Source organism: Bariatricus sp. SGI.154, from assembly GCF_050313795.1.
GTDB lineage: Bacteria > Bacillota > Clostridia > Lachnospirales > Lachnospiraceae > CAMBRQ01.
The window spans coordinates 1-21814 of the sequence record NZ_JBNPMC010000026.1 but is presented as its reverse complement, the minus strand read 5'-3'; the positions used below and the strand labels follow the sequence as shown (position 1 = coordinate 21814).

The following is a 21814-nucleotide window of genomic DNA, read 5'->3' as shown; positions in this document are numbered from 1 at the left end:
GCTGTCCTTATTACTCAGCTTTTTCGTTCACAGTTAGATTTCCTGTTCTTTGTTTTCTTTTTGCTGCATATCCTCATCAGCTTGTGCAATCATCTGTCTGTACTGTTCTTTTACACTTTCCGGTGCAAGTATCTGTACTTTGCCATTGAAGCCAAATACCCAACCGAAAAAAGTCGGACTGGCTGATACTTCGGTCTGTACTCTGAAAGAAGTCATATCATACGCAAGGGTTGTCACATCTTCTCCGAAACGGTCAACCATTGTTTTCATCAGGCTATTATCACACCGTAAATCCACCAAAACTTTCTCGCCTGAGAACATAAAGAAAACTTCCTTTGTGTAATTCTCAATATCAAAATCATCAGGCATAGGAATAATGCCCTTATCCAATATCTCTGGCTTGGAAGCAATACGGTCTACCCTGAAATTGATAACCTTGCTTTTCTTCTCAGAATATCCGAGAACATAATAATAGTCCCCACACCAGAGAAGTTTATACGGACTCAGCTTATAAATCTCGCCCTTATTCTTCAGAACCTTTTTCTTTAATCCGGTATAATCGTAATACTGGAAAGAAATCTGTTTACCTGCGTTGATGGCATCGTTTATAGCATCAATAATATAATATATCTGCTCATTATCCGGCTTAATGCGATTGACCACATAGTTATTACGCTTCAGCTTTGCCACCTGCCCCGGACTGGTCATCGTATGTATCTTCTCAATCAGAGTTTCGCTTTTCTTCTTTGTAATGAACTTCGATGACTCCACTGCATCTATCAGCAGTTTCAGTTCCGGCAGTTCAAACTTGCGGCTGGCTACAAAGTATTTGCTCTGCGTAGAATGGATAGTAACAATATCCATTCCAAACTCCTGAAGTGCTGCAATGTCTTTTGTGACCGTCGTTCTATGTGCAGATATTCCGTATTCATCATTCAATATATTGATTAGCTGTGTTGTGGAAAGAGGATTTTCTTCATCGGTTCTTTCCAGTAAAATCTTTTGTAAATATAAAATCCTTGGCTTTGTTTCCATAGCCTGCCCTTTCCAAATTTCTAATATGTATTGTAACTCTCCTTAGCAACCATAGTTTTTTCATAACCTAATCGTTTATTCAAGAATATCATTTTCCAGTTTAATATCCTCTAATTGCTCTTACAATAGAGTCCGTATTCCATTTTACAATATCATTTGCAGCTCTTTTTACAACCAGTGATGTTCTTTCAGAAGCCCACGGCTCAATTGCAATGATTTTCTTTCCCATCTCTTGTGCCAGTTGAATCTCAATATTTATCCATTTGCTATAAGTTGAATAAACACCTGCAAGAATCAAAACACAACTTGCGTGCTGCATTTGATTTCGAATAGCCGCCTTTAATTGATAATCATACGGTGCATTATGTATCGGGTCATCTTTAGGAACTGAATAATTCTTATAGCTGAAATAAGATTTTGAATCAAGTAGTCTAATCAAATCATTATATGTATTTGAATAATTCCAAGAGTGACTGATAAATAAATGGTATGTCATATAATCTCTCCTTTTCAACAAAATTTCATAATAATAATAGTAACAACAGCAACTCCATATAAAATGATAAACATTATCGGAAGGGTTTTCTCCAACTTAGTACCATCTGTATATTTTTTATTGTTTTTCAGTTTTTCCCACTCATCATTAAATGGCGTTACCGGAAGTTTCTTTTCGATAGTATTTATTACATTGAATTTCTCTGCATTAAGCAGCTTATAGTTTCTAATAAACAATAACCAAATAGCACAAACAACAATTCCTGCCACAAGGATAAACAAAGATTTTACATTCCACGCTATTGAAACGGCTGCAATTATCGCTAAATTCAAGGTAATAAAAATATTATTCATCGCATCTCTACGTTGACTAACTGAATTTGCCATTTCAACGCAAGTTTGCCATTGTGCTAATATAATTTCTGTTTTATCTTCTGCCACTTTCAATAAAACACCCTTTCTTTTTATTCCACACCCAACGCCTTATATACTGCATCTTCCGCACTGGAATAGAAAATCAAATTAAAACAACCAATTAAATCCGATGGAACTGCTCCAATGTCTGCTGCGGATACGATAGGAAGCAAAACTTTCTTTGCCCCGCTGTCCAAACATACCTGCAAGCTGTTTGCAAGCTCATCTACTTTGATAAGTGTTCCTGCGATACTGATTTCTCCAAGAACTGCAAGACTGCTTGCAACGGGTTTTCCCAGTGCTACTGACGACAATGCAATCAAGGTCGGCAATGCCAATTTGTCTGTCATACCAATGCCCTGCAAGTCTTGGTAATTGATGATATAATCCTTTGTCGTCGTACTGATAGAGCCACTGATACGGTTAGAATTGGCTTTCAGGAAATTAAATGCTGTGTTCGTTGCTTCTTTGCATTTTCCATCAGAACCAAGACCTGAACGCTCAAATTTTCCATTCCCCGGCATCATCTGAGATTCCAAACGGAATACACCAAGCATACCTGTTTTACCCTGAGCCACGGTATAGACTTGTCCCGGATTGCACATTCCTTCCGGAATCAGCTTTCCACCGCCTTGCTCTGGTACGGACACATAGAATTCCTCAAATGTTTCATTATCAATGTATGAGAAATTAACATCATAGAACTCCATACCACCAAGTTTCTTTAACTGCTCTTTTACTCTACGACGCATCTCAAGAGAAATCTTCAAAACTTCTTCCAGTTCCTCTTTTGTATATTCTCCATCAGGATAAAGCAGCTTGATGAATCCACCGACCATCTTTCTGACTGCAATCGTATCACGCTGATTTAAGTTCTTTCCAAGGCGGAAATATTTATCCAAGGCATCGCCATACTGTTCTTTACGAAGTTCTCTAATAAACTCTGCAAGATAATCACTGATAAATCCATAATCATTTGTAAAATGCTGCGGTCTAAACTTCGGAATTTCCCAACCCGGAATATAGCAGTGCATACGGTCAAGGAATGCTGTATCTGTTCCCATTTCCGGAGGGAACGGAGCAAACAGACTTGATGTTTTCAACAGCACATCAACACTCTGGTTGATATTGCCCACAAATACCATTGATGCAGACGCAGATTTTTCTTCTTTTCCACGAGCGAAAGAACCGGAAGCCATATAATCTTTCATTATCTGGATACCGTCTTTATCTTTGAAATTTATACCTGCAACCTCATCAAAGGCAACACAATCCCACAAACCGACAAGACCAACTGTCTTTCTTGCCATATTGTAGAACAAATTGGCAACCGTCGTCTGACCACCGGAAACAAGAATACTGTTCGGTGAAATTTCTTTATACAAATGGGATTTACCTGTACTTCTCGGTCCGAGTTCACACAAGTTAAAATTATTTTCCACAAGCGGTAACATACGGGCAAGAAGCAGCCACTTTTCTCTTTCGGTCAGTGTATCCGGTTCCATACCGATAGAACGAAGCATTACGCTTATCCATTCATCTTTTGTAAATGCTTTTCTTCCTTGTTTCAGTTCATTGATGTCAACGTGCGGCATCTGAATCGGTGTCAATTTACGGATATGGATAGGAGAAGCATTTTTATCTTCCTCTATGTATTCATATTCAAGCTGAACAATACACCAGATACCGCCACAAAGCAGGCGGTCAAATTTACTCGGATAATCTTCGCTAATCGGAATTGCTTTAATTCCAAGGTTAGAAAACTCTGCTTCATAAGTATCTTTTTTAATATTCAGATTAACCGTAATCTTATCAATGACTGTATGACTTCCCCTCTGACGGAGCAATGAAAGGATTTTCTGTGCTTCGTCTGGTCGTACATAATTGTCTGCCAGTATTCTTTTTACATTCGCCACACCTTCTTCGATGATAGACGGGTCATCAGAACTGCAATACTGTCCAAGTAAAAATTCAAGCACATAAACCGGAACATTCGCACCTTCTTTAATGGATTTCGTCAAATCCTTACGGACAATCTTTCCATCAAAATAAGTACGGAGCTTTCTGTTTATATCACTCATCTCAGAAAAATTGGTGGTTTCTTCAAAGCTAAATGATGTGCTATTCTCAGTTACAATATTTTCCTCTGTTTCTACTTCTTCTATGCTTCCTTCATCATCTGCAAAATCAGCATAGCCCTGAGCTATATCTTTTTCAATGTTATCCATTATAATCTAATCCTCCTCATTGCACTTATCGACAAGCTGCTCGATGATATGCAACATATATTCTTTCGCTATGCTGTCTTTTCCTAAGAAGTTATACTTTTCATCAAGATAATTCTCAATCTGAATCAGGATAGAAAAAATATTATTGACAATTCCAATCGGTTCATCAGTTGCGTCCGTTCCATAGAGCTGTCCACCCATTGTAAAAATCACGAGCCAAAATGAACCCAATGGATTACCTGATGAAAACATTGTTTTATAAAACTGCCCCATCTCCGTATTGTTAGCAATCTCTCTTACATATTGTTCCGGTGTTACACCAGTATGTATGCCTGAAAGTCTGACGGCATCATTCATCATTCTCAGTTTCACGGACTTTGGCTGTTTCGTCATCATTACAACATCGCAGATACAATTCAAAATCTGAAGTTCCAAATACGGAAGCAATTCTTCTTTTGAAATGTCGTTTGTAATGTTTGACCTGTCAATCAAATCCTCATAGAAAAACTTCATTTCTTCTAATCGGTCTTCTATTGGTATCACGCCAAGCCAGTCCACTTCCTTAATAGAAATTTCACGTACTTGGTTAATCTGATAATTTACGCTGTCAATAAAGTTCTGACAGATTGCATTTGAAATATTACTATCAGGATTTCCAAGAATCGAAAACCGCATAATGATTGACGTCGTATAATCAATCATATCCTGCAAATCTTTCTGCGTTCCGGATTTGTATAATGCCCGGAAGAAGTTAACCCAAAAGCCACCTGCATAACTCTTACTTATAGATATGACATTTCGGAAATTGCCAACCTCTCCTCCGGTTCTCGCTGCACTTAAATATGCACTCTCCGAAAATGGAAAGCTCATATTATTGAAATAAATCCTAATGATTTTACTCTGCTCTTTTGTCACTCTGCCCTGTCTTTCAATGACAAGAGCAAACGCATATAACGCAAGGTAGGTACTGCCCGAAGCTATCTCGTTCGGAATATATCGACGTGAAGCTTTTGTTACAACCTTTAATACAATATTGAATGCCCGTTCGCTATCACTGGCTATCTTTTCATAACATTCCTGATAAAACTTCTGTGTTTTAATCAGTCTTTTCTCTTTCTCTCTGCTCATATCCCGAACAGTCATTGCAACTGCAAAGGCTAAGGCATCAGAAAAGCCCCATCTTCCCATAAGGCGATACCCCCTTCTCAGATATTACCCGAAGAATCCAAAATCATCGGCAAATGCAATATCCATAATAATCTCGTGGCGAAGAACTTCTATGTCGTTCTTATCGTCATAAGCTACCAAGTAGTATTTCTGTGATTTATCGTATTTCTTATTCTTAAAGTTAAAGCGGAGTCTGAACATACGCTTCGTCGTATCCTTATCTTTCTTATCAGCAATAACAATATTCTCATTAGAAATCTTCTCGTTATTATCAGAAATGAAATATACTCGATAGCTTGTTTCTTTTACAACATCGCTTACTGGTTCTGTCTGAACAAAATCCAGTGTCGTGATAAGGTTTGTAATCTTTGAAGTCAAACTTACAAGGGCAATCTCTGCAAGGCTTGTTTCCTTTTTACCCTTATCTACTTTCACATCAATCATTGGTACAAGCATTTCCTGCGGAGAGCAGCCACCATGAACATAGTTCTGTCCTGCTCCTGCTACCTTGAAAATATCTGAAGCAAGCGGGAATGACACGATACGTTCATCATCATTGCCAAGTACCTTACCAACCGTTGTATGACAAACACCGTCTGCCTTGATTTCTTCGGAAGATATGGAATAACGTTGTCCAACGCTGTTTGATTTTGAAGCAGCTCTGGCAATCTTATCTGTTGCCTGAATTTTATCTCTCTTATAAATAAATCCGTGGTCTGCCGTCACAATAAAATGATACGTATTTGCTTGCGATGCAATTCTCTTTATCAAAGTATAAATTTCTTCGATTGCTTCTTCGCAAGCAGTAAAGACTTCATTTTCAGAAGCCGCTTTATCTCCACGGGCATCTATCTGATTATGATAAATATACACAACGTCCTGTCCGGTAAAGATAAAACGAAGGTCTGCCTGCTTCATTGTTTTCATTGAATCGAACTGAACACACTTACTGTTCACTTTATACTCTTTCAGAATAGCTTCCCTTTGCTCCGTGGAACTGCACGCTTTTCCGTCTACCAGTACATCATAAGACGGACTGTACTCAATCGTCTTATGCGGTAGCAGGGAAGCCATACCTAACGGTGTATAAGATGGAAGAACGCCTTGCATAGCTCCGATAGAAGCATTGCACTTCTCATCTGCCTGCATTTTTTCAAACAGCGTATGTGCAACCTCATAGCGGAGTGCATCGGATATAATAACAACGACTCTATCCTTTGAGTAATTGATGTGTCTTGCAAAGAAATCTCTCTGCAACGCAAGTCCTGTTTCTCCGTCTGCGTCTGCAAGTTCATTGTTCCAGTTCACTGTTATTCGGTTCAGATACTCATTGGTATAAATATTCTCAACCAGTTCCCTGATTTTTTCAAACTGCGTAGTATCTTCCAATTTATCAAAGTAAAAATAGAAGTATCTATAATAACGGTCAATCTTATAGGTTGTCTCCGTATATTCCTTAACCAAGTTTTTGATACCACTGACTGGCTGATACTTACCTTCAGCAATCATATCAAAGGCATTTTGAAGAATGATATACTCACTGCGGAAGTTCTTTCCAAAATGTTGCTTCCTGCGTTCTACGCAAAGCTCCGGAATCGTCTTTCCATTCAACTTTGCTCCTATATCCTCATTCTCAAGTCTGCCGATAATCCAACTAATCAGAAGCTCATCAACGCCTGCAAAGATATTGCAATCTACAAGTGTTTCCACTTCCATCTTTTCAAGATAATTCTTACCATTAATTGCATTATAGATAATCTCTGAAATCTCATTAAAACGTGTACCATACAGATAGCTGTTCATCAGATTATCCATAAACGCAATGATATTGCCGAATTTATAGGAAATAAATGGTTTCCAAGCCTGCGGCATATCCGTATGAATACTCTTAGCCGCATATGTAACAAACATCGTGATAACGAGTTTTTCAAGTGTCGGCTTCGGGTCATTATATCCAAATGCCACATCTGCCTGCTGCCAGAATGCAGAAAGCAAATCATACTTTTCAAACTCAGCCAGATATTTGTTATCCTGCAATCCATCATCTGTCAAAATCGAACGCAACACTTCTTCAAAAGAAGCGTTCTTATCCTTGCAAAGCACGCTCATCAAGGCAACTTCTATCGTACTTCTGTTGAAATTTTCTATTTCCAAATCATAAAACTTCTGCGTTCTGTCTTTATTCGCAAAGAATTTAATATAATGCTGAATAACAGGCTTGTACCGTTCATCAATACCCAAATCAAGCGTAAGCAAAGAAGCACGGTCGGCAAAAAATTCTTTGGAATATCGGATTGTATCTGCAAGATGATTATCCCTTATGCTCGGTTTCGCAAAAGGAGCATACACAAGGTAATTGGTTGTCGTATCCTCTCGTTCCAAGAAATATTTGATGTAAAACTGGTTGTCCGGCTCAAGATGCAGAACCTTTGCATTTTCCAGTTCTATGCTATCAATATCCTCCTGAAACTCCGCATTGGCATCATACCAAAACACAAGTTTACGGACATCACTTGCAAACTCACTATTTAATTTGTCTGTAATCTGTTTCAAGTTTAGTTCTGCCATTGTTTCACCTTTTCTTAGCAACTCACATCACCATTGGCGACGGTTTTACTACTCGTTCTAATTCTTCCAATAATGACTTTACATATGGAAAAAGTTGCTCATTATCAAATTTTATCAATTCCGAAATATTGTCTTTCAATGATTGTACCCACTGAACATCTCTGATATTTGATGCAATTTCAATTTTTTCTGTTGAATTAACAAGTTGAATAGATATACCGAACAATCTTCCTTTTCCTCTCAATTCTTCAATCTCGTCATAAGCCGGCTTTCCTTTGTGTTTACAGTAGTTGTATTTCTTTCGTATTGCTGACGAGCTAAATGAATTCCAAAAATCTATGATTATCTGTATGGCTTTTGAATATTCAGGACACATCTTCTGCAAATATCCAAATGGATTTGATTCTGCTGTTGGTGATGTAACAGAGTTTTCAGCAGTTCTCAACAACTGATATGCTTCTTCTATCGGCTTACAACCCTCAAAATCAACTCAATTAGAACTATTGGAAATTGCAAATTCTGCACTTACATAGCAAAGAGCCCAAGTAAGGTCTACAACGATGTTGTAATACATTAATGCTGTTTCATAAAAATATGTTGTAAATATTTTTTTGAAGGCAGTATTATTTCTTTCATCATCAACCTGATTAAACCAATGCGACCAATCATCAGTTTCAGTTTCCCTAAGAAAGATACGAGCTGCTGCATACTGGTCAATAATCTCTCTCTGCTTCGTTCTGAAATATAAGTCTTTATTTGTCGGTAAAGAAGTTCCTTCCAATTTAAATGATGTTTTAGAAGGTGGTTCTAAAGTAAATATGTCATTGGCAAAGTCCACTGTTTCTCACCTCGCTTGTTTTTATATCTTCGCTAAAATCTGCATTTTCTTTCCATCGGCGGTCTGAACCTTTTCGTAGTTGACTTTTACACCGTCATCAAGGTCGATGTCGATACGTGAAAGAGCCAAATGAGCGATTTTAGCATCATAATCTTTGGTTTCCTTAATCTGTTTCTGGAGCTTTTCTTTACGCTTTGTAGCATTGGAAATTTCCTTATTATCGTGACTATTGTCGATAATTTCCTGCATACGGATAATCTCTTTTTCATACACACGCTGCATACGATGCAGATACTCGACACGCATATTGCCGGTTGTATCGGCATTCCAGCGGTGCATATAAACAAGAGCCTTAAAGCCATTCTGCTTACCGCTGTCAAAAAGCCAATAAATCGGACGTTTCTGATAGGTCTTAATATGGTCTTTTATGAACTCAGTCAGAAAGTAATTTCTGATTACTTCACGGCTTGTCTTACCTTTATTGCCAAGAGCATTGGCAATAAAATCAAGATTTTCTTCAAGAGAATCTTCTCCATAAATCTTTTTCAGCCAAGCACAAAACAGACCGACAATATCATCTTCAAAATATTCCTCGTCCGTAATTGGAATACAATTATCTGCATCAGGAATAAAAGTGTCATATTTGCTGTTATTCCACTCTCCACCTGCATAGGCAATGCCTTCAGTATCAAGGGAATAACGACCAAACATACAACCAACTGCATAGGATAACAAGCTCTTAATATCTCTCTGTAAATCCGCCTTACGAACTGTAACGTCTTTATCTTCTACTTCCGGTGTCAATTCGTCCTGCAATCCGTAAATATCCATAAAAATGCTATTGAGTTTTTCTTCATTTGCTTTAAGCTGATTGAAATGATTTTCACATTCTTTTGACCATTTCTCAAAAGCCACTGATACCTTATCTGCTTCATAACAAATCAATGGATGCTTTTTAAAGTCCCAAGAAACTTCAAAAGAATCCCATTCATTTGAACATATATCAATACACATTTTCACTAAATTTTCAATTATTTCTTTCTTATCCTTCTCTATAATTATAGGCAATCTAGAAATATCTCCTGCCTGAAAATTGATTGTTGGAGCTATCAACTTTAATATTTCAGAAGCGATTATTGTATTACAAAAGCCTAAATAGTAATGCAAATTATCATCATATGGGTAAAATGACATTCCCGCAATATCAGAAATATTACACTTTTTATATCTAAATGCTGGCTTTGATGTAATAAGTGACCAAGTTGCAGATGGCAAAAACTTCAATTTGTTAGGATAATCTTGTACATTTCGTTTTTCAATTTTTGCCTTTCCGATTACACAAGCTCCCTCATTCTCCCAATTAACAACACAATCATTATTACCATACCATTTGCGATATTCTCCACCTTTGTTATATGGAAACCATTTTGCTCCTGATTGCACAGCTTCATTAGCAGAATTCGCTGTTGAATTAAATTTGCTATCTGCGACTTCCCACCATAAACGAACAAATTGATTATTATCTCCTGTCTTCATTCCATTTCTTGCTAATGCCATTTCCCCCAAGGAAGGATATTTATCAAATGCCTTAATTATCTGTTTACTAACCCAATAAGAAATCGGCATTCCAGGTATTTTTCCAAAATCTTTTTGTTTAGCATAATAACGATTATTCTCAGCCAAAAATTCATCTGCTTTACCTTTTTCAGATGTTGGTTCTATCAATCTACAATATGTTCCTTTATAATCTTCAAGGTGGCTTTTTCTCATAACAAAGCTTGTAGTTTGAACAACTTCTCCTGCTATCTCATCAAATGCCCTTGCTCCAAGATGTGCCATACTAATTATGTCAGATAATAATATTTTCTTACGTAGCTTCTCATACGAAGATATAAATAGCCAGGAATGCATTGTTATCATTGCTTGGTATCCGTTTACTTTCAACATTTCCTTGCATCGCTCAATAAATACCGCAAATAAATCCGTTTTACTATCCGGATAATTTTCTTTGACATAATCACTTAATTTTGCACCGGCATTACTTACCGGCATATACGGTGGATTGGTTACTACTACATCATACTTTTGTACAAGCATTATTGCCTGCTTCAATATAGGCTTGACCGTTGCAATGGCTTCATTGCAATTCGACTGATGTATTAAATCTCCATCATATTTATGCGTTTCAAGATAGTCGATTTGATTTTGAATATTTTGCAAATCTTCTTCTGATAGTGAAACATTCAAAACGCTACCATATTCACTGGCATACTTAAATTCAGTTATAAGCTGTTGAGTAATGGATTTATAATCGTCCATTTTTTCAAGTGCATACTCGGATAAATCATTACTGCTTTGAATGTAGCAGAGATTAGGCTCTATTCCCGAAGTTAGTATTCTGCGGTTATACTGACGAGCTTTCATCATAATTGCAAAATATGCAAGCTGATATGCACGTTTATCAATATCAAGACCAAAAATATTATTTTTCAATATACTACGTGCAGCATCTCTCTGCGTATATCCATAGTTCTCATATATCTGCATAAGTACATCAAAAGCATACACAAGAATATGACCACTACCCATACATGGGTCTATTATCTTAATGCTTTCCGGTACTAATTCTTTATATGTTGATTTAATTTCTTCAAGTTTAGTTATGATATCCGATTCTTGTTCTGCTTCATCAACATAATATTTCCAAGTATTTTTCAAAGAATTATCCGGATGTCCCTCTAACCAAATTTTGCCCAGTGAATTTTCAACCATATAGCGAACAATCCAATCCGGTGTAAAAAGTTGTGTTGCCGCCGGAATTTCTTCTTTTGATATTTTCTTGCCGCTTGCTCGTCCAAAAACTGCTGCTTTTGGTTCAATATTATAATATTGATACAACCAACCAATAATTTCGACCTGACCATCAGCTTTTATTTTTCCATCATCGGTATACATTTCATCGTTAATGCGGAAATCAACTTCTTCAATATCGTTCACAAGATGATATATAATTCCATCTGGGTCTGTAAACGGAATTGTAAGCAATAGTTCTGAGTAATCATCTGTCTTTTCAAATAAATCAGGTAAAATATCGTGAAGTTTATTGCACTGCTTAATGAAAAGAATACGGAACAACTCATCTAGTTCATTATCGTCTTTCAGTTGTATTATTTTATCCTGTTCAGATAATGTAAATTCTAAATCGGTATCAAATGGTGCCGTTACCAAATCAGGCTCTTTTTTTGCTTTATTTTCAGAAGAAAGCACACGAACACCGGAAGGCAAATAATCATTGACTTCCATAAAACGAATCGCAATTAAACGATTGAACCAAGTATATGCAACTTCTTCAACCAGATATCTAAATGCTTCTTTATAATTTTGAATATCTCTTTCTTTTTTCTTAATCACACTGACTAATGTATTACGCTGTTCAATCTCATCGCTTGAAATCTCAACATAATTCTTCGTTCCAATATCAAAAAAGTGCAAGTCTTTTGTTGACTGAGGTAACTCATCTGCAATTCCGTCTTCTGTGATACCAATCATACTTGCCTTATATTTGATATCTGATATAAGTTTTTCCCTTGCCCATACAGAAAAATTTTTTATTGCTGTTTTATTCATCTTGCTTTCTCCATCTCTTATCTAATAAAGTTTTCAAGCTGTTGCAGTAACATACCCCAATCTGCTCCGGTAACTGCTCCGGCAGCAAGCGTTACTGCAAGTTTCATAGAAAAATCGCCTGCAAACTTTTTGATACCTACAAGAGCTTTTCCTATACGGTTCTTTTTCGGATTATCGGTTTTCAACTGTTCCTGAACCATTTCCAAATCATCTTTTACATTCTCAATTTCTTCTGCATCAACACCTTGTATCTCAGGCAATGAAGCAAGTAATTTGTCAATTAACTCAAGCATAGAACTTGTATCATTTGTAGTGTTATAAGTATTTATCACGCCACTGTTCTGCTGACTCGCAGAGCCATTGACAGTTTCAATATTCTGAATATACGTATTTCCTCCCATAGCTTTTGCCTCCTCGTCAAGAACAATCATTTCCATTGAAAGCTGGTCGTTGATAAAATCTATAAGCGGCTTAAATGCCATTTCAAGGAAGCTTTGAATATTATCATTGATTTTTCGGCTCGACCAACAATATCTCATTGATTGTCCCTGAACATTTACTTTGTCCTCATTATTTATAAATGTCAGATAATCATACTGTGCTTTAATATGGCACGCTTCATCTTCAGGCGGATTATAGTCTGCCCAACCTGAACAGCCTATTGCATAGCACTTCTTAAAGTCATAATCGACACCTGATATTTTATCCTGAATGATTCCAGATATTAACTCGTTTCCATCTATAAATTTCAGAAAACGAGAAAGGTTTATATCTGCTGTGTCATTAGTGCTATTAAGCAAATTGCTTGATAATCTACGAAATTCTAAACTCAGTTTTCTTAATTCTAATCGGTTCATATATCCACCCCACAATACGGACAAAATACCTTCGCTGCTCCTGCACAATAAAGTACCTTTACTCTGCGACCACAGCAAGAACACTTAAACTCTGTTTCTGTGGTATCCTTATCCTTTAATTCTTTCGTTGCAACCTTTTTCAATGGCTTATAATCCATTTTTATCTTTATCAAGCCTTTAGAACGATTAAGCGACCTTTGCATTTTCTTAAAGGTCTTGTTCAATTCTTCTACCATATAGTTATAAGCGATTGCCTGTGCCTGCTCGATTACCTCTGCTGATAGAAATTCATTCTTTTCTTTCGCCAGACCGCAGTAAGGGCAAAACAGTTCTTCAAAGGGCTCATCGTCATTTTGATATTCTCCGGCTTGCAACTTAAATTCTGAATTGCAGTATGGGCATTCGAAAGTCACATATCCTTCGCTATCTCCCTGAATAGATATTGTAAAATTTTCTGTTGACAAGGCTTACACCTCCCAATCTCTTAGAACTCAATATTGATAATCGTATCTTCTTCCAGTGTATTCATCAATTTCTGCTCAAGTTCTGCAACGTACTTCTTAACATCTGCTTCATTCTCAAGCTGCCAAGTAGTTGCATTATTGATAGATTTAATGCTGACAGTTTTCTTTCTCTTTACCTTTGGAGCAGGTGTAGCCGGAGCAATCGTTTCTCCGCCATAGTTTCCGGTTTCTGCAACGTGAGCAGGCTGTTCTGCTGCAATGATTTTCGCTTCTTCCTTTTCAATCTCATTTAAGCAACGGACTTTTAGTGCGTCTGCTTCCACTTTGATATTTTGCAGTGTAGCCACATTATTACAGCTCGTTGCCTTGTCACTGATTTCTCTGAACAGATTTACATATTTATCAGCCAATTTATCGTGGCATTTCTTATCTTGCAATTCTTCAAAAACACGCTGTCTTGCTTCCTGAATGGCATTATCTATCGGTTTCTGCATTTCGTTAAGGAGTTTGCTGTAAAGATTGATAAATGTATCCAGTAACTCCGGTAATTTAAAGATTTCTGAATAAGGAACAGATTTCTTCAAAATAGACTTGATATCTGCAACAACTGCTTCAATCTCACTATTTACAATGAATGTCTTACTGTCATCATAAATCTTCATCAGCTTCAGTGCTTTATCAAATATGCCTTTCTGTTCTCCCGCAAAGAACTTCTTAACAGGCTCATAATCCTCAGCAAAATCGAGGAAATCATCTTTTTTATGGTCAATACCTGCAAAGAACTCATTGGAATATTTCATTTGCAGAACATCAGCTATCAGCTTTTTACCGGAAGCAATAAGCTGTTTGCCCGGATATGCAGACTGTGTCGCATAGTGAATATCCAATTTTTCAAGGTCATTCTTCAGATTTGATGCGTAACCAAGAAAACTTCTCATAATCGCATCGTCATCATCACTTGCCGAAGTAACATTAAATAATTCTTTCATTACTGTACGGACAGATTTCTTCTGTTTTTCATTCGCTTTTACACGCTTTTCGGTCATCAGTTTTTCATTGAACTCTTTGCGTGTCAGACAACGGATAATTTCTTCCGGAGTCTTTGAAAGTAATGTCACTGCGTCGTTATTAACGAACATTGCAATTTCGCCATCTTTGAACAACTTAGCGACAAGCCACTGCACATCGGCTTCTACAAATCCATATGGTGCTTTCAAGAAGCGTTCCAGAATGGACTTCATAGAAGTTTTCATATGACGCTGTGTGTTTAAAGCGATATAGTCATTAACATCGTGAAGAGCCAATTCATTCTTTGCTGTATTTGTACCTGCAAGAGTAAGCTGCTGTCCATTATTCTTGAACAGTGTGCGAATATCCGACTCACTCATTGCCGCATCAATATAAGACAATTTGTGATAAACTGTGGAAACCAACTTACCGAGTGCTTCATTTATCTTAGAAGCAATTTCCTTTGCTCCGCTCTGAATTTTATCGCCATTCACGTAAATTTCTGCATTCTTCAAGCTTTCGGAAAGGAACAGCTTTGCAGCTCCGTTTCTCTCACGCATTTCCACCTTCTTAGCTTCCTTAATGCTTTCAAACTGCGTAACTGCATTTGTAGCATCAAAACGGATAAATTTTTCTATCTGCAAAGCAGAACGGATTTCATCGAGGAATGTTCTGTCGTCAGGCAATACTACAAGCACACAACTTGACTGACCGGACAGAATTCTCATTGTCGTTTCATCTGCTCGTTCATCGCTGTTCGGAGTAAGAATTTTCAATGTTATATCATTATTCTGATTTGCCTTATATGGTTTATCATCGACAACCTGATTAAAAGCAAACGCATATCTTCCGTTGAATGCCGGGTAGCGATACTTCTTTTCACCATAAAGACCATCAAAAATCATTTCAGATACTTTGGCAATAACTTCTCCGGAATCTACATTCTGCGATTCAATCGCTCTGTTAATTTCCTGCTCCTCATCTGTCAGGAACACATAAATATCCCCGTTCTTCTGAACCAAAGTCTGACGAACAAGTCGTTTCAACGCGTCCTCTACCTGCTGTGCAAGAGCCATACGGTCATCATTTACATTCGATACCATAAGACTTGTGATATTCTCAATATTTGCTTTGATTTCCTTAACGTACTTAATCATAAAGAGTGTTTTCAGTACATTAACATCAAAGCATTCTTTTTCGTGATTCGGATTCAGATACTCATTATCTAAGGCACGGGAAATAACACCCTTATGAGAATGGTCAAGGAATTGCTCAAGGGCGTCATAGAACATATTAAATGGCACAATCGTTCCCGGCTCATCGTTCATAACTTTTACGGCAGATTCTTTAAACAATGCAAGCATAGAGCGCTCGCCTTCTGCCAGATGCTTACCAGATGCACCGTGAGTACGAATGGAAGTCAGCACACTTCCAAGTAAATTAAACTGATATGGAATAAACGGATAGATGTCCGCAAAATTTTCTCTATCGGAATATAATTTCTTTTCAACACCATCATTGAACAAAATCAGGTTTTTGATGACTGTCGCCTTATCATCATAAAGAAGTGTAAGCGTCTGTTTTCCTGCTTCGTTCTTTTCAAGGATTCTCTTTTTGATTACTTCATCAACATTGGCAGATGAAAGAGAAAGTCTGGTGTCAAAACGTCCCTGAATTTTCGAGAAATCATTTCCCTTTGTTTTTGTAATCGAATCAATATCCTGCTGACTTGTTACGATAATCCAAGCCTTGCCGCCGCAGGCAGTACCCAAATCTTCTGTTACAGTCTGAAGATTCAGCATAAGTTTAGAATCGTCGCCTATGTACTGTCCAATCTCATCAATCAGGAATACGATATGATGATTGCTCTCTTTTTTATCAAGGTATTTTTTTACAAGTCTGGCGAAATCCTCAACCTTATATGTATATTCTCCGGTAGCTTTCTCACACCAGTTTCTACCGGCTTCTATGCTCATAAATCCAATCTCATCAAGGACTTCTACCACATCGTCCTGAATGAAATCAAAGTCGCTGCGTGCTTCCTCCCAAGCAGAACCAAAGCTATCTTCAAATTTTTCTTTGAATAAATTGTACTTTCCTTCTTCTGTCAATTTGCGTTCCAAATCTGCAAGGAACGGATTAGAGCCACTAAATCCCTGCATTTCATTGAATACATTCTGCAATACAGAAACAATGGCAACCTTAGACTGCTTACCATTCACTTCGCTTTTAGAGTCAATGTTGAAAAGGACAACATCCGTCGGTATCGTACCAGCCAGTTTCATATCTGCAAGCACCATCTGGTCAGAAATTTTATTATCATCTATGAAGTAGTCAATCGCTTTCTTACCGCCAACTTCTTTATTTTCAAGGAGATAGGATAAAATCTTCAGGAAGTGAGATTTACCACTTCCAAAGAAACCAGAAATCCATACGCCCATCTTGTCTGTATTTCCAGTAATTCCTCTCTTATAGCTCGCAAAGAAATCAGAAAAATGCTTCTGAAGTTCTCTTGTCACAACATATTCTTCAAGCTCTTGCTTAATATTTGCATCGTCATCCTGTCCAACTTTGATTACGCCTTTAATATCTCTGTCGATAGGCTTTGAAAACATATTCTTGATAATCATATTCCCTCTCCTCTTAATCCACGAGTTTGAATGCTCTGTAATAGTTATCGTCCTTTATCTCTCCAAACAGCACCAGTTCCTGACCGTCATAATTGCCCGGATAAAACAGTACTACCGGAACATTATCTATGACCTGATGTAAATTATTCAGTACCGTATGTGAACGCAATATCGGATAGCACTTTCCAATACCAGTAATAAACACAACTGCTTTCTCCGGCGTATTATCCCTGATATGATTCACTATCAGACTGTCTGATGATGTTATCCTCAACATATTGCTGATGGATTTTGATACTCTCTCAAAGCCTTTTGTCTTTTCAAACTGATAACACTTTTCTAAATATCCTTTTTTGATAAGAATATCAATCATAATGTCGTAAAGGTCAAACACTACAACTCTGAAATCATCATCTGAGTTTTCACTTTTTTTCTTGATGTATTCTATCCTCTCACGGATATACAATTCTTTTTCAGACGGATAATCAAAGATATAGTATCCGACTTCATTACCTAACCCTTTGTTCTCTCTAAACGAGGGTTTTTGTATCATTTCTTCTGCTTTATCTAATCGTTCATCAAGCGACATCATTTAGTCCACCCCCGTAATTGCCTTAATCATTGCACTCTCTCCACACGCTTCTAGATAACGTTCTAAAGCAATATCAAGAATTGGTGGCGTTATTGTTTTCTTTTTCTCAACAGCCGTTAAAAGGTTTGCATCTGTCAAATAGTTAAAATATATCGAGCGAAGCCTGCGTTTTGTACCATCTGTCCAAACTGCAATATCTTCACTTTGAATTTCTTTATTCTTGAAAAAAATATTTACATCTGCATCTTCGATTATCGGAATACCAAGTATATTTTTTTCTCGATACACTTCAAACATAAATTCAAAGAACAACCGGTCTGACCTGAGAATGGCAATCAAATTGATTACCTTTTGGGTTGCCAAGTCAGACGTACAAAACAAGTCAATCAATGTCTTATCCAATCTTTTTGCTCTATTCCAAATGTATCCATATATTCTTTTGGCTCGATACTCTTTTGCCGCACCAAAAAGATTTTCTTCTATACACATTTTTTTAATTTCTTCTTCGGACTTTCCATCGTCAATCAGCTTGATGACCTTCTTCATTTCAACAAACCAGAATGATTGGGAAATTAATCCTGCACTATATGTTTCTTCTACCATCTAATTCACCCTTTTGGTGGACATTAAATCTTTTAATATCCAATTTTATTTTTTGACTGGAAGCAATGTTTCTTCTATTCGTCTAATATAACTTCACATATATCTCCAATATCGCAATGGAACACTTTACAAATTCTCATCAGGACATCAAGAGATACTGTTTCGTTCTTATTCAGCTTCGTCGCAACAGATGATGAAATTTCCGCTGCACGCATTAAATCCTGCCTTTTCATCTGATTATCAATCATAAGTTTTTGAAGTTTATTATAGCTTATTCTCATCTGTAACTCTCCTTTGTATTCTCCGTTTCTTCTGGTTACAGTTACTCGATTAACATCATACCATAAATAATCTATTTTTTCAAGATATGGACGTTTATTTACAACTCGTCATTGATTAGGTGTCATTTTTTACTAACACCTAACAGCAAGGTAATTCAAAGCAAAAAAAGAAAGCTCGTCGATTAGGACGAACTTCTGTGTTTTATGGAAGTATTTGCTTTGACTGCTTCACAAGTGTATCTATGACTTCATAAATTCTGTTTCTATCTTCAGGAGCAAGTTTTTCAAGTTTCTCATTCAGCATAGAGTTCTTGACTGTGTATCCCGTTTCCAAGACATCTGTAAGAACCATATCCGATGATACACCTAAAGCATTTACTATCTTTATGAAAGTTTCGAGTGACGGAATTTTCTCTCCACGCTCAACCATACCAATATAATTTGTTGTCAAGTCTGTTTTCTCAGCCAAATCTTCTTGGCGTAATTTCTTCGCAAGTCGAAACTTTCTTATATTCTTGCCGATTGTATCGAGCTTCATCACATCACCTCCCTTAGTGTGTTTCCATAACTAATAGTATAGGTTAAGTCGATTTCAAATCACACGCACCAAAAGGAAGTCAAACCAACTATTAGTGATGATTCCCAACTATTTTTATGTTATACTATAAAAGTAGTAATTCACGATTGTTAATGGCGAAAGACAAATCACAACCCAAGAGCCAGGTTAAACAATCTCCATAGAATAAACTTAGGGGTAAAAAGGAATGGACGAACAAAAGATAATATTCAGTAATCGGTTTGAAAAAGAGAAATTTGAGGATTACAAAACAGATTTGGGAACTGGCAACACAATCACTCCTGACTTTACGGAAGCTGATGATTTTTTGAAATTCATACAGAAGAACCGCAGAAGTGTTCCAAGTAAAGAACGAATTGCTGATAAAGATAAGTTTATCAAAACAGTTTACGAGCTATCCAACAGCTTTGAAATTGACGCTGACCTGATAGAATTTGCCGAGGGATATATCGCCAACATCTATGTAGATTATGCCTGCTACACTGGATATATCAAGAAATTATTAGCAATTCTTTTTATCCTTGCCGATGATATTTCCTTTTTAGACGGCAGTAAAGAAAATGTCGATATGCTTTTCAGCTTCACTTATCACACACACCATATTTTCCTGAATAATAGAGAAACAACCGATTTCTCATAATGTACCCGATGGCTACTCAACTGAGCAGCCATCTTTTCGATTTTCCAGACACCGTCTGGAATTTTTAATACGCCGGAATACCGTATCCATAGATATTGCTGCTTCCGACTGCGTACTGTCTTTGCTTGCAGGCGTCGCCTGAGTTACCCTCTACGGTATAAACTGTGCCATTCTCACACTTCTCTACGATACCAACGTGGTCTGTTGTACCGTCGCCTTCCCAATCAAAGAAGATAATATCTCCTGCCTTTGGTTCATAAGTGCGGTTTTGCCATTTTCCATTTGACTTAAACCAGTTTGCACCGTCCACACAACCTGCAAATTTCGGAACAAGTCCGCTTTCAATATACCCGCATTGGTCAGCACACCAAGATACGAAGCAGGCACACCATTCCACTCGGCTGTCAAAACCATACCAGCTCCAGTAAGGTTGTCCGCCCTGATTGCCTACCTGCGTCAAGGCAACCTCAACAATCGCCTGATTGCTTCCGGCAGTAAATGCTCGTCCGTATGGATAATATCTCAGAACGTGAGCCGGATATTGAATATCTCCGTAACTGTCCCAACCAAGCCTTTGTGCCTGCTGAGTGGAAAACTCCACGGCATTGGCATAAGAATAACCGCCATACTTTGATTTTGCCCAAGAGATATATCCGTTACCGAAATTGTAGCCTTGCAAGGCAAGTTTGATATGCTCCATATCTATCGGACTTTCCACTTCTGCCGAAGTAAGAGCCGCTTTCAATTCCTGAACTCCACACTGGATAGAATATTCAGGGTCTTTAATTCCATTGGGTTCGTGCGGATACTTCGTATTGAAGCTTCCTTCTGCTGCCTGCATAGGGTCAAGTCCTCTGCCGCCGCTTTCCTGCATCATAACCGCCTTGATAAGTTCTACATACTCAGGAATGCCGTACTCTTTAGCATATTTCTGTATGATAGGTTCATAGGCTTCTACCTCTGCACTTACCGGAGTATAAGAATTACTGTCACTTCCTCCTCCAAACATTGCTACGGCAGCACCAAACAACACGACAATCATAATAATCAGCACCGCTATCCAACCGCCTGCTGCGATTGCTGCTACAAGTGCTTTTGTCCCTGCAATAATCGCTTTGACTGTCGCAACAGTAGCTTTCGCTGTGGCTTTGACGGTATCTGCTGTGGCTTTCGTTGCTTTCTTTGCCGCCTGAGCCGCTTTCTGTGCTGCTTTGGTTGTTGTTTTTGCTGTTTTCTGTGCTATAATGGCAGCTTCCTTTGTGGTCTTAATAGAAGTCTTTGCCGTTTGTTCCGCAGTCTTGACCGACCTTTGAACAGTATTGGTTGCACCTTTCGATATGGTCTTGACTGTCGTATTTCCTGCTGACCTTGCAGACTGCTTAATTGTTTTCTCCGTATGCTCCAGAGTTCGGATACTCTGTTTTCCGCCAGGATTGACCGATTGTTTCTGAAGCTGTTTCTCTGCACGCTTGGTCTTGAAATTCTCAATTCCCGTTTTGGCTTTCTGATAATTCTGTCTTGTTTCACGCACACCCCATCTGCCGACTTTATCCACACGGTATGCTGTTTCGTGAATCGCCCTATCCGTTGCCGCTTCGATTTTATCGGAAGCATATTCCTCTGCGGAATGTTCCGAAGCATTCGTGGAATGTTCTGCCTTATCTTTCGTCATCACATAGGCTTTCTTCATTCGCTCCGTTACAACTGCTGCCTTATTTATGGTCTTGATTGTACCTTTGCTTGTATCTCTTGTTTTTATATCAGCCATCGGTTTCCTCCTTTCTCGAAAA

At 37.7% G+C, this 21814-nt stretch carries 18 protein-coding genes; 1 reads left to right on the top strand and 17 read right to left on the bottom strand.

What is annotated here, in order from left to right; translation table 11 throughout:
• Nucleotides 1-33: 33 nt before the first annotated feature.
• From ACQRBN_RS11885 to ACQRBN_RS11810, 16 genes are all read right to left on the bottom strand, one after another.
• The gene (locus ACQRBN_RS11885; RefSeq protein WP_427739212.1) at nt 34-1035 is read right to left on the bottom strand and encodes a helix-turn-helix transcriptional regulator; all 1002 of its coding nucleotides are present in this window, start codon (nt 1033-1035) and stop codon (nt 34-36) included.
• Between the two features lie 100 nt (nt 1036-1135).
• The gene (locus ACQRBN_RS11880) at nt 1136-1531 is read right to left on the bottom strand and encodes a TIR domain-containing protein (RefSeq protein WP_130179699.1); all 396 of its coding nucleotides are present in this window, start codon (nt 1529-1531) and stop codon (nt 1136-1138) included.
• Nucleotides 1532-1545: 14 nt separating this feature from the next.
• The gene (locus ACQRBN_RS11875) at nt 1546-1971 is read right to left on the bottom strand and encodes a RipA family octameric membrane protein (protein ID WP_427739210.1); all 426 of its coding nucleotides are present in this window, start codon (nt 1969-1971) and stop codon (nt 1546-1548) included.
• 23 nt (nt 1972-1994) lie between these two features.
• A complete protein-coding gene (gene brxL, locus ACQRBN_RS11870) occupies nt 1995-4025 on the bottom strand; it encodes a protease Lon-related BREX system protein BrxL (protein ID WP_117886558.1) in 2031 nt (676 codons plus the stop codon).
• 153 nt (nt 4026-4178) lie between these two features.
• Entirely contained in the window at nt 4179-5360 is a 1182-nt protein-coding gene (locus tag ACQRBN_RS11865; protein WP_427739209.1) for a hypothetical protein, read from the bottom strand.
• A gap of 24 nt (nt 5361-5384) precedes the next feature.
• Complete coding sequence (gene pglZ, locus ACQRBN_RS11860) at nt 5385-7907, bottom strand: BREX-1 system phosphatase PglZ type A (protein WP_427739208.1); 2523 nt, start codon at nt 7905-7907, stop codon at nt 5385-5387.
• 22 nt (nt 7908-7929) lie between these two features.
• The gene (locus tag ACQRBN_RS11855) at nt 7930-8352 is read right to left on the bottom strand and encodes a hypothetical protein (RefSeq protein WP_427739207.1); all 423 of its coding nucleotides are present in this window, start codon (nt 8350-8352) and stop codon (nt 7930-7932) included.
• Between the two features lie 45 nt (nt 8353-8397).
• The gene (locus ACQRBN_RS11850; protein ID WP_427739206.1) at nt 8398-8745 is read right to left on the bottom strand and encodes a hypothetical protein; all 348 of its coding nucleotides are present in this window, start codon (nt 8743-8745) and stop codon (nt 8398-8400) included.
• A 21-nt stretch (nt 8746-8766) separates the two neighbouring features.
• On the bottom strand, nt 8767-12372 hold the full coding sequence (pglX, locus tag ACQRBN_RS11845) for a BREX-1 system adenine-specific DNA-methyltransferase PglX (RefSeq protein WP_427739205.1): 3606 nt from the start codon (nt 12370-12372) through the stop codon (nt 8767-8769).
• 17 nt (nt 12373-12389) lie between these two features.
• Complete coding sequence (locus ACQRBN_RS11840; protein ID WP_427739203.1) at nt 12390-13229, bottom strand: hypothetical protein; 840 nt, start codon at nt 13227-13229, stop codon at nt 12390-12392.
• Complete coding sequence (locus ACQRBN_RS11835) at nt 13226-13693, bottom strand: hypothetical protein (protein WP_215631392.1); 468 nt, start codon at nt 13691-13693, stop codon at nt 13226-13228. The genes ACQRBN_RS11840 and ACQRBN_RS11835 overlap by 4 nt, the downstream gene beginning before the upstream one ends.
• A 20-nt stretch (nt 13694-13713) precedes the next feature.
• The gene (gene brxC, locus ACQRBN_RS11830) at nt 13714-17331 is read right to left on the bottom strand and encodes a BREX system P-loop protein BrxC (protein ID WP_427739202.1); all 3618 of its coding nucleotides are present in this window, start codon (nt 17329-17331) and stop codon (nt 13714-13716) included.
• A gap of 13 nt (nt 17332-17344) precedes the next feature.
• Nucleotides 17345-17920: a DUF1788 domain-containing protein gene (locus ACQRBN_RS11825; protein WP_427739237.1), complete on the bottom strand. Its 576-nt coding sequence runs from the start codon at nt 17918-17920 to the stop codon at nt 17345-17347.
• Between the two features lie 3 nt (nt 17921-17923).
• On the bottom strand, nt 17924-18526 hold the full coding sequence (locus ACQRBN_RS11820; RefSeq protein ID WP_427739201.1) for a DUF1819 family protein: 603 nt from the start codon (nt 18524-18526) through the stop codon (nt 17924-17926).
• A gap of 74 nt (nt 18527-18600) precedes the next feature.
• Entirely contained in the window at nt 18601-18807 is a 207-nt protein-coding gene (locus ACQRBN_RS11815; RefSeq protein WP_101069754.1) for a helix-turn-helix domain-containing protein, read from the bottom strand.
• 202 nt (nt 18808-19009) lie between these two features.
• Entirely contained in the window at nt 19010-19345 is a 336-nt protein-coding gene (locus ACQRBN_RS11810) for a helix-turn-helix domain-containing protein (RefSeq protein WP_101069756.1), read from the bottom strand.
• Nucleotides 19346-19571: 226 nt separating this feature from the next.
• Between ACQRBN_RS11810 and ACQRBN_RS11805 the strand changes: the two genes are divergently transcribed.
• A complete protein-coding gene (locus tag ACQRBN_RS11805; protein ID WP_427739200.1) occupies nt 19572-20024 on the top strand; it encodes a hypothetical protein in 453 nt (150 codons plus the stop codon).
• Between the two features lie 64 nt (nt 20025-20088).
• Here ACQRBN_RS11805 and ACQRBN_RS11800 read toward each other — a convergent pair whose 3' ends face one another.
• On the bottom strand, nt 20089-21792 hold the full coding sequence (locus tag ACQRBN_RS11800) for a lysozyme family protein (RefSeq protein WP_427739199.1): 1704 nt from the start codon (nt 21790-21792) through the stop codon (nt 20089-20091).
• Nucleotides 21793-21814: the final 22 nt, after the last annotated feature.